This window comes from Nonomuraea sp. NPDC050547, from assembly GCF_044457345.1.
Lineage (GTDB): Bacteria > Actinomycetota > Actinomycetes > Streptosporangiales > Streptosporangiaceae > Nonomuraea.
In genome coordinates this window covers 173,198-186,434 of the sequence record NZ_JBITGW010000004.1, presented here as the reverse complement: position 1 = coordinate 186,434, position 13,237 = coordinate 173,198, and the positions used below count along the sequence as shown (strand labels likewise).

Genomic DNA, 13,237 nt, shown 5'->3' with positions numbered 1-13,237 from the left:
ACGACCGCCCCCTTGACCAGCCACCACGGCACCGCACCCCAGGGGCCGCCGTGGCGTCTGGTTCACCGGGAGGGGGTTAGGGGTGGGTGAAGTGGAGGGTGAGGGTGGATGGCCGGGCTTGGAGTTCGTAGTGGGGAAGGACGCCTGGACCGCAGGATGCGGAGCCGATGCCGTGGTGGGCCAGGTCCAGGTTGAGGTGGATGCGGTCTCCCGGCACCAGGTCGGGCCGGTGGCGGGCTGCCTCCAGATCTGCTGTGGTCCAGCGGCGGGCCGTCAGGCCGTAGTGACCCCCGATTCGCAGGCCCGCGCCTGTCTCGTCCGTCAATGTGGCCCAGCGGACCTCGGCGCGGTGGCCGTTTTCCTGGGGATACACGTACGGGGTCTGGAGCTCGTCCACGGTCGCCGACCAACGGCCCACTCTGGCGGCCAGGCCGGTGTCCGGGTAGGCCTCGCCGGGGCCGCGGCCGTACCACGTGACCTGGTCGTAGGCGGTGGGGAGTGACATCGCGACGCCCAGGCGTGGGATCGGGTGCTTCCACTCGCCCTCCGGCACCACGTGGACCTCCAGCAGCACGCCGTCGTCCACGCCTGTCCACGTGTACGTGGTGCGCAGGCCCAGGTCGGAGGCGGCCGGGGCGACTCGGGTGACGACCGTCAGGCGGTCCCCGTCCCGGTCGGCCGCGTCCACGCGGTGCGTCAGGCGGTGCAAACCCATGGTGCGCCAGTGCCAGTCGAGGCCGCCGAAGCGCTCGTTGTCGATCGGCGCCCGCCACAGCTCCAGCCTCGGCCCCTCGACCTCGATGCCGAACAAGCGGACCAGCCGCCCGGTGCCCGGCGAGAATTCGGCCCCCGCCAGGCTTCCGCCCGGCCTCGGGGAGGAGGGGGCCGGGGTGGTCAGGCGTATCTGACCCCAGGCGATCTCGTGGCCCGCCGGCGCCCACGGCTCGTCGGCGGCCAGCACGGCGCGGACCGTCAGCCAGGTCTCGTCCGAGGTGGCCGGAGACCCGGGCAGCTTGATCACGCCGCCCTCCGCCGGGACTTCCAGGATCGTGGTCACGTCCTCGACGGTCGCCTCGAAGCGCAGGTGGGCGAGGTCGCGGAAGCCGTACCGGTTCTCGATGGAGACCTCGCCCGCGGACGGGAAGGTGATGCGGACGGGTGCGAAGACCACCTTCAGGTCCAGCAGGCCGGGTGAGGGGGTGCGGTCGGGGAAGACGAGGCCGTCGATGACGAAGTTGGAGTCGTGGACCGGCTCGCCGTAGTCGCCGCCGTAGGCGTGGCCGAGCTTCTCGTGGCGCAGGCCGTGGTCGATCCACTCCCAGACGAAGCCGCCGGCCAGCCGGGGGTAGGTGTCGTAGAGGTCCTGGTAGTCGAGCAGGCCGCCGGGGCCGTTGCCCATCGCGTGGGCGTACTCGCAGTGCACGAACGGCATGCGCCGCCGCCGGGCGTCGAGGGCGGGGTCGTCGAGGGCGGCTTCCGTGCCCTTGCCTATGGCCTCCACCTCGGCGACCGAGGCGTACATGAGGCTGTAGACGTCGGTGTCCGCGCACGTCACGTCGCCCTCGTAGTGGAGCGGGCGGGACGGGTCGCGCTCGCGGGCCCACTCGGCCATGAGGCCGAGGTTGCGGCCGGTGCCGGACTCGTTGCCGAGCGACCACATGATGATGGACGGGTGGTTCTTGTCGCGTTCGACCATGCGCCGCATGCGCTCGACGTAGGCGTCGGCCCAGGCGGGGTCGTCGCTGGGGTTGCGCCGCCAGCCGACCTGGCCGAAGCCGTGCGTCTCCAGGTCGCACTCGTCGATCACCCACAGCCCGTACTCGTCGCAGAGGTCGAGGAAGGCGGGGTGGGGCGGGTAGTGGCTGGTCCTGACCGCGTTGACGTTGTGGCGCTTCATGAGGAGCACGTCCTCGCGCATGGTCTCGTACGGCACCGCCCGCCCGTGGTCGGGATGGAACTCGTGCCGGTTGACCCCGCGCAGCTTCAGCGGCACGCCGTTGGCCAGGAGCACGCCGTCCTCGATGGACACGCTCCTGAACCCGATCCGCAGCCGCACGGTCTCGGTGGGGCCGACGTGGACCGCGTCGTACAGGAAGGGGTTCTCGGCGCTCCACGGCGTGACGTCGAGCCGCGCCTCCACGCCGGGTTCGAGGCCGGTCAGGCCGAGCGCCGGGACGCTGAGCAGCCCGTCGCCCTCGAACGAGAGCCGCCCGTCGTGCGTGGCGTGCACGAACAGGTCGGCGGTGGAGCGGGTGAGCGTCACGTCGCGGAAGATGCCGGGCAGCCACCACATGTCCTGGTCTTCCAGGTAGCTGGCGGCCGACCACTGGTGGACGCGGACGGCCAGCACGTTGCGGCCGGGCACCAGCCAGGGCCCCGCGGTGAACTCGGCGGCCAGCCGGCTGCCGGTGGTGAATCCGAGTTCGTGCCCGTTCAGCCAGACCCTGGCGTGGGAGTCGACGCCGTCGAAGCGGAGCACCGCGTCGTCCCAGCCTTCCGGCGCCTCGAAGACGCGCCGGTAGTCGCCGGTCGGGTTGTCGTCCGGGACGTTCGGCGGGTCGATCGGGAAGGGGTAGGAGACGTTGGTGTACGCGGGCGAGCCGTACCCGTGCAGCGGCCAGTGCGCGGGCACGGGCAGCCGATCCCACGCGGAGTCGTCGTAGCCGGGATGGACGAAGTCCAGGCTCGCGTGGGCGTCCGGGCTGAGCCGGAAGCTCCACGGGCCGTTGAGGTCGATGGCTGGGGCGTCGCCGGCCAGGGCCGCGCGGGGAGCGCGCAGCCCTGCGCTAGGTGCATGATCGAACACTCGGACATTCTTCCCAAAAAGCTCTAGACCCGCACTACCTCCCCCTTGATGTCCTGCGGGTTGCGGATGAGGTTGAGGATCGGGCAGACGCGTTCGACCTCGGCGTGGAGCTTGGCCAGGTCCTCGTCGGAGGCGGGCGAGTCGATCTTCACGACGTAGCGGAAGTCCTGCGGGTAGACCGGGATGCCGGTGTTGCCCGGCGCCTGGGCGCGCGGGTCGTAGGTGGCGCTCACGTCCACGGACAGGGAGTCAAGCGGCACCTCCAGTTCGGCCGCCTTGATCAGGAAGATGTGCGTGACGCAGCTGCCCAGCACCCCGGCCTGCAGTTCGGGTGAGCCGGGTCCGAGGTCGTATCCGGCGAAGTCGGCGGCACTGTCGCTGAGGATCTGGTGCTCGCGGATGCGGATGCGGCGTACGCCGCTGCGCCCCTCGGCGGTGACGCTCGCGCGCAGCGGCACCGGCCCGTCCGACGGCTTCTCGCGGCGGGCCAGCAGTGCGGCGCGCTTCTGCTTCAGGTAGTCGCGCAACGTGCTCATGCCAGCGTCACCGGGCCCTCGGGCGTGCCCAGCACGGCGCGCAGCGCCACGGACTCGCCCGCGACGACCTCGGCCGTGGCGCCCACGGCCTTCAGGTCGGCCGCCAGGGCGTCCGGCTCGGGGTGCGCGATCGTGAACGAGACCAGCTCAAGCGGCGGCAGCCCCGACGCCGACGGATGCGCCGTGGCGCCCCAGTCGATGAGGAACGGCACCGGCCGCACACCCGCCGGGTCCTCGCGCCTGGTCAGCCGCCATTCCAGCAGCGTGCCGTCGGGCTTGCGGCGCGACAGCGGCTGCACGTCACCGGGGTCGTAGCCGGCCTGGCGGGCCTGCCGTACCGTGGCGTCGATGTCGACCGGACGAACCGCCCAGGCCGCGAGCGCCGGCGCGGTCAGCGACTCCAGCCCGAACGCGCGCGGGCGCGCGCCCGCGACCGACGGGTCAGGCCCGATGATCTCCAGGTACGCCCCCTCGCCCAGGCCGACGAGGAAGTTGGCGGTGCCGCCGGGATGGGCGCCACCCTCCACGGGCGTCACGCCGGTCCGCTCGGCGAACGCGGCCACCCCCTCCAGAAGGTCGGGCACGGCGTAGACAAGATGGTCGAGAGTGCTCATTCGGGTTCTCCAAGGGACAGCATGAGCCGGTTGGCCCAGTTGAAAAATGCGGCGGAATGGATGACGTCGCTGATGGCCAGATCGTCGAGCCCGGCCGCGCGCAGCGCCGCGAGGTGCCCCGCGTCCAGCGTGCCGGGCGTTTCGGCGAGCGCGGCGGAGGCGTCGATGACCGCCCGCCAGCGCTCGTCCTGGTGCGCCTCGACGCCCCCGTCGAGCAGCCGCTGCACGTCGGCGGTGCGCTTGGCGTAGTGGCTGGCGAAGCGGGCGTGCACCGACGCGCAGAAGACGCAGCCGTTGCGGCGCGAGGTCGCGGTCGCGGCCAGCTCGCGCTCGGCGCGCGGCAGCCCGCCGTCGGCGTTGTAGAAGATGTCGTTGTCGGTCTTGGTGCGCGCGTGCAGCACGTGCGGATCGCGCGCCAGCAGCAGGAAGTACGGCGAAGCCGCCCGCGCCTTGTCGACCAGCGCCTCCCAGTGCTCATCGGTGAGCTCCTCCTCGGCCAGCGGCGCGAGCCACGGCCGCCAGCCGATCCGGTCCTGGGTGAAATTCACGCGGCGGCTCCCAGCAGGCGCAGGCCCGCGATCACGCGGACCTGGTAGGTGAGGAAGGCGACGAGCTGCGAGAGCGTGACGATGCCGGTCGTGCTCCAGCCGGCGTCGAGGAGGTTCTGCAGATGCTCCGCCTGGGCCTCGCGCGGCCGGAAGACCAGCAGGTGGGCGTGGTCGAAGGCGGCGGCCAGCCGGCCGTCGAGCTTGGAGCGGTGCACGGGTCCGACGGTGCTCTCGGCGGCCAGTTCCGGCTCGCCGTAGGCGCCGTACGGGCCGGTGGTCCGGCCGGTGTCGATCTCCTGTTTGACCCGGGTGAGCAGGTCGGGGGCGAGCTCGCCCAGCCGTTCGGCGTAGAAGCCGGCGACGGCGTCGTCGCGGTGCAGCCCGGCGACGAACGCGGCCACGGCGTCGCGCTCGATGAGTGTGACGTGCTCCTCGGTCTCGGGGCAGAACAGCGCCTCGTAGCTGCGCTGGGCGTGCTCGCGGGCGTCGGGGCGGCGTTCGCGCAGCTGGTCCAGGCGCGAACCCGGCTGGATGCCGGCCAGCCGGTCGATCACGTCGGCGGTCATACGGTGCTCCCTTCCAGGGCGGGGGCGACTTCGGTCGCGAGCAGTTCGATGGAGCGCAGGACCTGCTCGTGGGGCGGGTCGATGGAGTGCACCTGGAAGACCAGGTCGGTGACCCGCTTGAGTGTCGGGTCGGCCTTGAGGCTGGCCACGACGTCCTCCGGGGTGCCGACGTGGGCGTCCCAGGCGGCGATGAGCTCGTCCACGCCGCCGCCGTCGGGCTGCGGCAGGCCCGGCCTGGCCAGCCCTTGGGCGGCCCAGTGCAGCGCCTCCTCGCGGGTGTCGGCGACGAACGCGGTGCGCGAGGCCATGATCCGCGGCGCCACCCCCGGGGGCAGGGCGGCGTAGTAGGCGTCCACGATCGGCTTCTGGATCTCCGCCAGCGACAGCTCGGGCCGCCCTTCCGGCCGCGGCTGCGTACGCGAGAGCATCAGCCCGTGCTCCGCCCGCCCGGCCCGTTCGCCGCCGCCGACCGAGAACGTCGCCTCCCAGATCGCGTCCAGCAGTCTCGGCCCCGGCGGGTAGAGCCGCTTCCCGCCACCCAGATCGCCCCCGGACCAGGCGTTGACCAGGACGTCCAGGTGCTCGGCGTAGATCTCACCGCGCCGCGCCGGGTCCTTGCCGAACGCCTCGAACGCCGAGGGCGTGCCGCCGCCGGCGACGCCGACCTCCAGCCGCCCGCCCGACAGCAGGTCGAGCACGGCGGCGTCCTCGGCCACCCGCACCGGGTGCTCCAGCGGCAGCGTGATGATCCCGGTGCCGATCCTGATCCGTTCGGTCCGCGCCGCCACGTGCGAGAGGAACACCAGCGGCGCGGGCAGCCCGCCCTCCTCGCCGTCGAAGTGGTGCTGCGCGACCCAGGCGGTCTCGAAGCCGAGCCGCTCGGCGTGCACGATCTGCTCCAGCGCGAGCCGGTAGCGCTCGGCGGGCGGGACGTCGTCCAGGAGCCGGGTGAAGAAGCCGAGCCGGGTCATCGCACCGGCTCCGGCACGGCGGCGAGCAGCTCGCGGGTGTAGTCGTCCTGCGGGCTGTCGAAGATCTGTTGCGTCGTCCCTGATTCCACGATGCGTCCCTTGTTCATGACGGAAACGGTGTGAGAGATCTGGCGCACCACCGCGAGGTCGTGCGAGATGAACAGGTAGGTGAGGCCGAGGTCGCGCTGGAGCTGCTCCAGCAGGTCCAGGATCTGCGCCTGGACGGTCACGTCCAGCGCGGAGACCGCCTCGTCCAGCACCACCACCCGGGGTTCCACGGCCAGCGCGCGGGCGATGGCCACCCGTTGCCGCTGTCCTCCGGACAGCTCCCGTGGTCTGCGCTCCAGCAGCGCCTCGGGCAGCGCGACCCGATCGAGCAGCTCCTTGACCCGGGTACGGCGGGCCGCCCGGTCCCCGAGCCGGAAGTTGCGCAGCGGCTCCTCCACGATCCTGGCCACGCTGTGCCGGGGATCGAGCGAGCCGTAGGGGTTCTGGTAGACGAGCTGCACCCCGCGCCGGAACTCGGTGACGCCGGGGATCTCCACGCTCCCCGAATCGGCCTTCTCGAAGCGGGTGACGATGCGGGCGGTGGTGGTCTTGCCGGAGCCCGACTCCCCCACCAGCGCGTGCGTGCTGCCCCTGGCCACCTCGAAGGAGACCCCGTCCACCGCGCGGAAACCGCCGAACTCCTTCACCAGGTCCCGCACCACGATCGCGGGCCCGGCCTGCGGCGGCGGCTCCTTGAAGGCACGGGCGCTCAGCGCGGGCGCGTCGGCCAGTAGCCGCCTGGTGTAGCCGGCGGCCGGGGCGGCCAGCACCTCGCGGGTGCCGCCGCCCTCCTCCACCCGGCCGTCGCGCATCACGACCAGCCGGTCGGAACGGGTCGCCGCGATGCCCAGGTCGTGGGTGACCAGCAGGACGGCAGTGCCGTACTCCTGCCTGAGGTCGTCGATGAGGTCGAGGATGCGGCGCTGCACGGTCACGTCCAGGGCGCTGGTCGGCTCGTCGGCGATGATCAGGCTGGGCCGCAGCGCGATAGCGGCGGCGATGAGCACGCGCTGGCGCATGCCGCCGGACAGCTCGTGCGGGTACTGCCCGGCCCTTCTCGCCGGGTCGTCGAGGCCGACGCGTTCCAGGAGCTCCAGGACCCGGCGCCGCCGCGAGGTTTTGTCCCCATGCCTGTGGATGAGCAGGGTCTCGGCGATCTGGACGCCGACCTTCTTGACCGGGTTGAGGGAGTTCGACGGATCCTGCGGGACCAGTCCGATCTGGGCGCCGCGGATCGCCCGCAGGCGGCGCTGCGACCAGCGGGCGATGTCGGTGCCGTTGAGCAGGATCTCGCCGCTGTCGCCGGGGTGCAGGCCGATGATCGCGTTCGCCGTGGTGGTCTTGCCCGAGCCGGACTCGCCCACCACCGCGACGAACTCGCCTTCCCCGACGCTCAGCGAGACGCCCTTGACCGCCTCGTGCCCCCCATAGGAGACGCGCAGGTCCCTGACGTCGAGCAGGCTCATCGGATCTCCTTCGAGATACGGCCGGCGGCCAGCACCACCGCGACCACGACGGCGCCGGGCAGCGTGGTCAGCCACCACGAGGTGGCCAGGTAGTTGCGGCCTTCGGAGATCAGCAGGCCCCATTCGGGCGTGGGCGGCTCGGCCCCGTACCCGAGGAAGCCGAGGGTCGAGATGGCCAGGATGGCCACGCCGAACTGCAGGGCGGCCAGCGCGACGACCGGTCCGAGCGAGTTGGGCAGCACGTGCCGCCACAGGACCGCGGCGAAGGTGCCGCCGCTGCCGAAGGCCGCCTCCACGTAGTCGCTGCGCCGTACCCGCACCACCTCGGCACGGGCGAGGCGGGCGAAGGCGGCGACCGAGCCGACACCCACCGCGATCGCCACGTTCACCGTGCCGGGGCCGAGCAGGATGATCACGGTCAGCGCGAGAAGGAGGCCGGGCACCGAGAGCAGCACGTCCATGAGGCGCATGATGACCTCGTCGGCGGGCCCGCCCGCCGACCCCGCGAGCAGCCCGAGCAGCGTGCCGAGCACGAGCCCCACCCCGACCGCGACGAACGCGCCCGACAGCGAGTGCACGGAGCCGTGCACCACGCGGGCGAACACGTCGCGGCCCACGGCGTCGGTGCCGAACCAATGGGCGGCGCTGGGCCCCTGCAGCTTCTCCGCGGGTACGCCGTTCAGCGGGTCGTAGCCGGTGAACAACCAGGGCACGACCGCCCAGAGCACCACCAGGGCCACCACGAGCCAGGACAGCCACCTCATCGCGCCAGCCTCGGGTCGAGCACCGGGAACACCAGGTCCACGAGCAAGTTGACCAGCACGAACACCGTCGCGGCCAGCACCACCACGGCCAGCAGCACCGGCGTGTCCTGGGCGTTGACCGCCTGCTCGGTGAGGCGGCCGACGCCGTTGCGGCCGAAGACGGTCTCGGTCACGACCGAACCGGCGATCAGCTCGCCGAACGTCAGGCCGGCCACCGTCAGCGTGGGCGGCAGCGCGTTGCGTGCCACGTGCCGCCACAGGATCCACGAGCGCGAGGCGCCCTTGGCCGCGACGACCGGGACGAACGGCTGCGTGAAGACCTGGTCGAGGCTGCGGGCCAGGACCTGCGCGATGGGCGCGGAGATCGGCACCGCCAGCGTCAGCACCGGCAGGATGAGCTGCTGGATCTCGCTGCCGCCGATGACCGGCACCAGCCCGAGCCGGAAGGAGAACACCTGGATCAGCAGGATGCCCAGCCAGAAGGCCGGCACCGAGATGAACAAAGACGGCACCGCCAGCAGCACGCCGCGCAGCCGCGAGCTGTGGGCGGCGGCGAACGCGATGAGCACGGCCAGCAGCACCGCCAGCACGAACGCGGCCGTGGCCAGCTTGGCCGTCTCCGGCAGCCCTTCGGCCAGCCGTTCGAGCACCGGGGTGCCGGTGTCGACCGAGTAGCCGAAGTCGCCGTGCAGGAAGCCGAGGACGGTGTGCAGGTAACCACCGGCGTCGTAGTAGGCGCGGATCTCGGCGATCTGCTCGGGAGACAGGCCCAGCTCCGGGTTCTGGAACTTGATCAGGATGGAGTCGCCGGGCATGGCCTGGAGCAGGATGTACGCGGCGGTGAAGGCGGCCCAGAGCACCAGAAGCGCCTGACCCACCCTCTTAGCCAGATATTTCGTCATCTATTGAGCCAGACCGAGTAGAAGCTGGGCCGGGCCACCGCCTCGAAGGCCACCCCCTGGACGTACGGCGCCACGCCGTACACCTGGGGCTCCTCGAACAGCGGGATGGCGTAGCCCTGCTCGATCACGTACCGCTGGATCTCGCCGACCTTGGCGTTACGGCGCGCCACGTCGGCCAGCGCGGACTGCTCCTCCAGCAGCGTGTCGAGCGTCTTGTCCGCGGACAGGATCACGTCGCGGTTCTTGCTGTGGAACTGACTCTTGATCACGTCCTGGTCGGCGCGGCCGACCATGCTGTGGGAGACGGCGGTCTTCTCGGCGTCCTTGATGTCCACGGCCATCGTGCCGGCGTCGGCGGGACGGATCTCCAGCTTGATCCCTAGCTTGGACCACTGCTGCGCGACCAGCTCCAGCGTCTGCTTCGACAGCGGCTGCGGCCCCGCCACGAAGACGCCGAGCTGGAGCTTGACGCCGCCCTTCTCCCGCGTGCCGTCGGCGCCGCGCGTCCAGCCGGCCTCGTCGAGCAGCTTGCCGGCCCCGTCGAGGTCGTAGGCCAGCTCCTTCGACAGGTCCACGTAGCCCTGGGCCAGGTGGCTGAGCACCGAGGTGGCCTGCGGATAGTTCTCGGTGAAGAGCGTGTCGACGATCTCCTTGGCGTTCGTGCCCTTCTGCAGCGCCTTGCGGACCTTGACGTCCTTCAGGATGCTGTTGCCCGGACGCAGGTAGAGACCGTTGTTGACGCCGCGGGTCGGCTCGGCCTTGACGGTGAAGCCGGCCCCCTTGACCGTCTGCTCGTCGTAGGCCTGCACGTAGCGCACGTAGTCGGCCTGCCCCGAGGTCAGCGCGCCGACGCGCACGTTGTCCTCCGGAGTCACGATGATCTTGACGAGGTCGAGGTACGCGCGGCCCTGATGCTCGGAGGACGGCGGCGCCCAGTTGTAGTCCTTGCGGGCCTGGAGGTCGATCTCCTTGTCCACGATCTGCTTGGCCAGAGTGAACGGCCCCGACCCGATCACGTTCTTGAGCTGGCACTGCTCCTCGTACGGCAGGCCGATCGTCTTCTTCGACACCAGCCCCGCGCCGATCACCGAGGTGCCCTGGAGGAAGCCGGGCGAGGACTTGTCGAAGAAGAACTTCACCGTCTTCCGGTCGACGACCTCGGAGCGCTCGTAGTTGTTGACGAACTCGGCCGGGGGCAGCTTCAACTTCTCGTCGCCCTTGCCGTACACGTCGAAGTTGGCCGCGACCGCGGCGGCGTCGAGCGGGCTGCCGTCGCTGAAGGTCACGCCGTCGCGCAGGTGGAAGGTGTACTCGGTGGCGTCGTCGTTCACCTCCCACTTGGTGGCGATCCACGGCTCGATCTTCAGGGTCGCGGGGTTCTGCCAGGTCAGCTTGTCGGTGATCTGGTTGAGCACGCCGCCGTTCGGATAGAACCCGGCCGCCGGCAGATAGAGGCACGTGGGCGGCTGGTGTTCCAGGTAGGTGAGCGTGCCGCCGTAGACGGGCTTGCCGTCGGCGGCTTTGGCTCCCGCGGCCGATCCGGTGCCGCCTCCACAGGAGCTCAGCAGCCCTACGACGGCGAGCATGGCGACGCTGAAGACCGCAGGTCTGGTTGAGGACATGGAACGACGACCCTTCACTTCTGGGGGCTTACGCGACAAAACCCTAATACCTACCAGAAAAGTAGGCAAATGTAGGGTCGTCGGTGTGCTGTCCGCGGCCTTCGTGCTCGACCCCCAGGTCTTCCCCGACGTCTACGCACCCGTCCTGAACCGCATCCGCGCCCAGGCCGACATCGTGTACGGCCCCGCCGCCCACCCCGGCCCCACCCAGGCCGACGTGCTCTGCACCAGCTGGGGCGCCCCGATGCTCGACCGGGCCCTGCTGGAGTCGATGCCCCGCCTCAAGCTCGTCCTGTACGCCGCCGGATCGGTCCGCAAGATCGTCACCCCGGAGTTCTGGGACCGCGGCATCCCCCTCGTCTCCGCCTACACCGCCAACGCCGTGCCCGTCGCCGACTTCACCTACGCGCAGATCGTCTACGCGCTGAAGGGCGGGTGGCGCTACGTCCTGAACGCCCGCGCCGCCACGGCCCCGCTCCCCCGCACACCCCAGCCCGGCCTGTACGGCTCACGCGTCGGCCTCGTCTCGCTGGGCGCGATCGGCCGGCTGGTCGCGGACCGGCTGCGGGCGCTGCGCCTGGAAGTGGTGGCCTACGACCCGTCCGCCTCCTACGAGGGCGTGCGGATGGCCGGGCTGGAGGAGGTGTTCGCCACGAGCGACGTGGTCAGCGTGCACACGCCGCTGCTGGCGCAGACGCGCGGGCTGGTCGGCCGGTCGCTGCTGGCCTCCATGAAGCCGGGCGCGACGCTGATCAACACCGCCAGGGGTGCCGTCCTCGACGAGAGCGCGTTGCTGGAGGTGCTGGCCGGACGGCCCGACCTGTTCGCCGTCCTGGACGTCACCGACCCCGAGCCGCCCGTGCCGGGATCACCGCTGTTCACGCTGCCGAACGTCGTGGTGACCCCGCACATCGCGGGCAGCCTCGGGGCCGAGCGCGGGCTGCTGGGCGAACTGGTGGCGGCCGAACTGGAACGCTTCGCCACCGGCCGCCCCCTCCTGCACGCCCTGACCCGCGAAACCGCGGCCCGCCTCGCCTGACCCCCTCACCCTCGGACCGGGAACGCGGCAAGAAGGCCAGGCGAGCCGAGAAGCCTTGGGGCGGCGCGGGGCTTGTCGCTGTGCGGGGTTTGGGCGGGGTGGGGAGGAGCGCGCGTGGGGCGGGCGGGGAGCGCAGACTGGGAGGCATGGAGCTTCCGTGGTCGGAGTCGGGTGCCGGTGAACCGCTGGTCGTGCTGCGGTGGTTCACGCCCGAGCACTCCGCCAAGCCCGCCGCCGGCGAACGCCCCGTCCTGACCGCCCTGGGCGAGCGCTTCCGGGTCCACGCGGTGAACCGCGCGCCCGGCATGCCCGAGGGCACCACCATGGGCGACATCGCCGGGCAGCACGCCGAGGCCATCGGCCGGCGGTTCGGGGGGCCGGTGGACGTGCTGGGCATGTCCTCGGGCGGTTCCCTGGCCCTGCAACTGGCCGCCGACCATCCGGAGGCGGTGCGCCGCGTGGTGGTGGCGGGGGCCGCGTACACGCTGCCGCCGCGCACCCGGCTGGCGCAGCTCCGCTACACCGAAGCCGTCGCGGCCGGTCGCCGCGGCGCCCACCACCTGGCCCCGCTGGCCGGCGCCAACCCGCTGACCCGGGCGTTCTTCACCGCGCTCATGTGGCTGGCCGATCCGGCGATCCGTCCCGCCGACCCGCGTGACATGTTGCACTTCGCCCAGGCTGAGGACTCCTTCGACCTGCGCGACCGGCTGGCGGGGATCGAGGTTCCCGCCCTGGTCGTCGGCGGGGAGCGCGATCTGGCCTACACGCCCGAGCTGTTCCGTGATACCGCGGACGGCCTGCCGTACGGGAAGCTGCTGGTGTATCCCGGAGCCAGCCACCTAGGGACGTTCCGCCACAAACGGTTCGCGGCCGACGTCGCCGGGTTTCTCCGCCCTTAAGCCCGCCGGAAGGGGACCGTAAGCGCGGCGGCGCACCGTGGGGCCATGCAGTACTCCATCGAACGCACGCTCGCCGCCTCCCCCGACCAGGTGTACACCGCATGGACCACGCCCGGGTGCTTCGCCCGCTGGTTCGGTCCCCGGATCTTCACCACGCCCGCCGACCGGGTCCTCCTCGACGCGCGCCCCGGCGGCGCGTGGGAGGTCACGCTGGTCGGCGAGCACGGCTTCGAGACCACGCTGGGCGGCGTCTACCACGAGGCCCGCGCCCCCGCCAGGCTCGTCTTCACCTCCGGCGACGCGGTCGTGACCGTGACGCTGGCAGGCGACGAGGCCGGCACCGCGCTGCGCTTCCAGCACTGGGGCGACGGCCAGGAGCACGTCAGGGCGGCCTGGCTGGAGTCCCTGGACCGCCTCGGCGAGCACCTGTCCGGCGCGCCGCGCACATGAACCGCG

General features: G+C 71.7%; 13 protein-coding genes. 3 read left to right on the top strand and 10 right to left on the bottom strand.

Annotated features, from left to right (window positions below):
* Positions 1–76: 76 nt before the first annotated feature.
* Genes ACIBHY_RS11605 through ACIBHY_RS11560 form a run of 10 tightly spaced genes read right to left on the bottom strand, consistent with a single transcriptional unit; the run spans position 77 to position 10,843 of the window.
* Entirely contained in the window at positions 77–2,806 is a 2,730-nt protein-coding gene (locus tag ACIBHY_RS11605) for a glycoside hydrolase family 2 TIM barrel-domain containing protein (protein ID WP_397306656.1), read from the bottom strand.
* Between the two features lie 23 nt (positions 2,807–2,829).
* Entirely contained in the window at positions 2,830–3,342 is a 513-nt protein-coding gene (locus ACIBHY_RS11600; protein ID WP_397252427.1) for an OsmC family protein, read from the bottom strand.
* Entirely contained in the window at positions 3,339–3,956 is a 618-nt protein-coding gene (locus tag ACIBHY_RS11595) for a VOC family protein (protein ID WP_397306655.1), read from the bottom strand. Before ACIBHY_RS11595 ends, ACIBHY_RS11600 begins: the two co-directional genes overlap by 4 nt.
* Positions 3,953–4,504, bottom strand: a complete 552-nt coding sequence (locus ACIBHY_RS11590) for an alkylhydroperoxidase domain protein (RefSeq protein WP_397306654.1) — start codon at positions 4,502–4,504, stop codon at positions 3,953–3,955. Before ACIBHY_RS11590 ends, ACIBHY_RS11595 begins: the two co-directional genes overlap by 4 nt.
* On the bottom strand, positions 4,501–5,070 hold the full coding sequence (locus tag ACIBHY_RS11585; protein ID WP_397306653.1) for a CMD domain protein: 570 nt from the start codon (positions 5,068–5,070) through the stop codon (positions 4,501–4,503). The genes ACIBHY_RS11590 and ACIBHY_RS11585 overlap by 4 nt, the downstream gene beginning before the upstream one ends.
* Positions 5,067–6,041 (bottom strand): putative FMN-dependent luciferase-like monooxygenase, encoded by a 975-nt coding sequence (locus ACIBHY_RS11580; protein ID WP_397252423.1) that lies wholly within the window; start codon positions 6,039–6,041, stop codon positions 5,067–5,069. The genes ACIBHY_RS11585 and ACIBHY_RS11580 overlap by 4 nt, the downstream gene beginning before the upstream one ends.
* Positions 6,038–7,555, bottom strand: coding sequence for a dipeptide ABC transporter ATP-binding protein (locus tag ACIBHY_RS11575; protein ID WP_397306652.1), 1,518 nt, complete (start codon positions 7,553–7,555; stop codon positions 6,038–6,040). Before ACIBHY_RS11575 ends, ACIBHY_RS11580 begins: the two co-directional genes overlap by 4 nt.
* Positions 7,552–8,319, bottom strand: a complete 768-nt coding sequence (locus tag ACIBHY_RS11570) for an ABC transporter permease (protein WP_397252420.1) — start codon at positions 8,317–8,319, stop codon at positions 7,552–7,554. The genes ACIBHY_RS11575 and ACIBHY_RS11570 overlap by 4 nt, the downstream gene beginning before the upstream one ends.
* Positions 8,316–9,197, bottom strand: coding sequence for an ABC transporter permease (locus ACIBHY_RS11565; protein WP_397306651.1), 882 nt, complete (start codon positions 9,195–9,197; stop codon positions 8,316–8,318). Before ACIBHY_RS11565 ends, ACIBHY_RS11570 begins: the two co-directional genes overlap by 4 nt.
* A 20-nt stretch (positions 9,198–9,217) precedes the next feature.
* Complete coding sequence (locus ACIBHY_RS11560) at positions 9,218–10,843, bottom strand: TIGR04028 family ABC transporter substrate-binding protein (RefSeq protein ID WP_397306650.1); 1,626 nt, start codon at positions 10,841–10,843, stop codon at positions 9,218–9,220.
* A gap of 85 nt (positions 10,844–10,928) precedes the next feature.
* Between ACIBHY_RS11560 and ACIBHY_RS11555 the strand changes: the two genes are divergently transcribed.
* The 3 genes from ACIBHY_RS11555 to ACIBHY_RS11545 all read left to right on the top strand — a co-directional run bounded on the left by ACIBHY_RS11555 (position 10,929) and on the right by ACIBHY_RS11545 (position 13,231).
* Positions 10,929–11,882 carry a hydroxyacid dehydrogenase gene (locus ACIBHY_RS11555; protein ID WP_397252417.1) on the top strand — a complete coding sequence of 318 codons (954 nt, stop codon included), beginning with the start codon at positions 10,929–10,931 and terminating at the stop codon, positions 11,880–11,882.
* 146 nt (positions 11,883–12,028) lie between these two features.
* Positions 12,029–12,781, top strand: coding sequence for an alpha/beta fold hydrolase (locus tag ACIBHY_RS11550; protein ID WP_397306649.1), 753 nt, complete (start codon positions 12,029–12,031; stop codon positions 12,779–12,781).
* 45 nt (positions 12,782–12,826) lie between these two features.
* Positions 12,827–13,231, top strand: coding sequence for an SRPBCC domain-containing protein (locus ACIBHY_RS11545; RefSeq protein ID WP_397306648.1), 405 nt, complete (start codon positions 12,827–12,829; stop codon positions 13,229–13,231).
* The last annotated feature ends 6 nt before the right edge of the window (positions 13,232–13,237 follow it).

What these genes read in the sequence shown, in the direction of transcription:
- ACIBHY_RS11600 (WP_397252427.1), bottom strand. Translation starts at nt 3,342, where the DNA reads ATGAGCACGTTGCGCGACTACCTGAAGCAGAAGCGCGCCGCACTGCTG.
- ACIBHY_RS11595 (WP_397306655.1), bottom strand. Translation starts at nt 3,956, where the DNA reads ATGAGCACTCTCGACCATCTTGTCTACGCCGTGCCCGACCTTCTGGAG.
- ACIBHY_RS11585 (WP_397306653.1), bottom strand. Translation starts at nt 5,070, where the DNA reads ATGACCGCCGACGTGATCGACCGGCTGGCCGGCATCCAGCCGGGTTCG.
- ACIBHY_RS11580 (WP_397252423.1), bottom strand. Translation starts at nt 6,041, where the DNA reads ATGACCCGGCTCGGCTTCTTCACCCGGCTCCTGGACGACGTCCCGCCC.
- ACIBHY_RS11575 (WP_397306652.1), bottom strand. Translation starts at nt 7,555, where the DNA reads ATGAGCCTGCTCGACGTCAGGGACCTGCGCGTCTCCTATGGGGGGCAC.
- ACIBHY_RS11570 (WP_397252420.1), bottom strand. Translation starts at nt 8,319, where the DNA reads ATGAGGTGGCTGTCCTGGCTCGTGGTGGCCCTGGTGGTGCTCTGGGCG.
- ACIBHY_RS11560 (WP_397306650.1), bottom strand. Translation starts at nt 10,843, where the DNA reads ATGTCCTCAACCAGACCTGCGGTCTTCAGCGTCGCCATGCTCGCCGTC.
- ACIBHY_RS11550 (WP_397306649.1), top strand. Translation starts at nt 12,029, where the DNA reads ATGGAGCTTCCGTGGTCGGAGTCGGGTGCCGGTGAACCGCTGGTCGTG.
- ACIBHY_RS11545 (WP_397306648.1), top strand. Translation starts at nt 12,827, where the DNA reads ATGCAGTACTCCATCGAACGCACGCTCGCCGCCTCCCCCGACCAGGTG.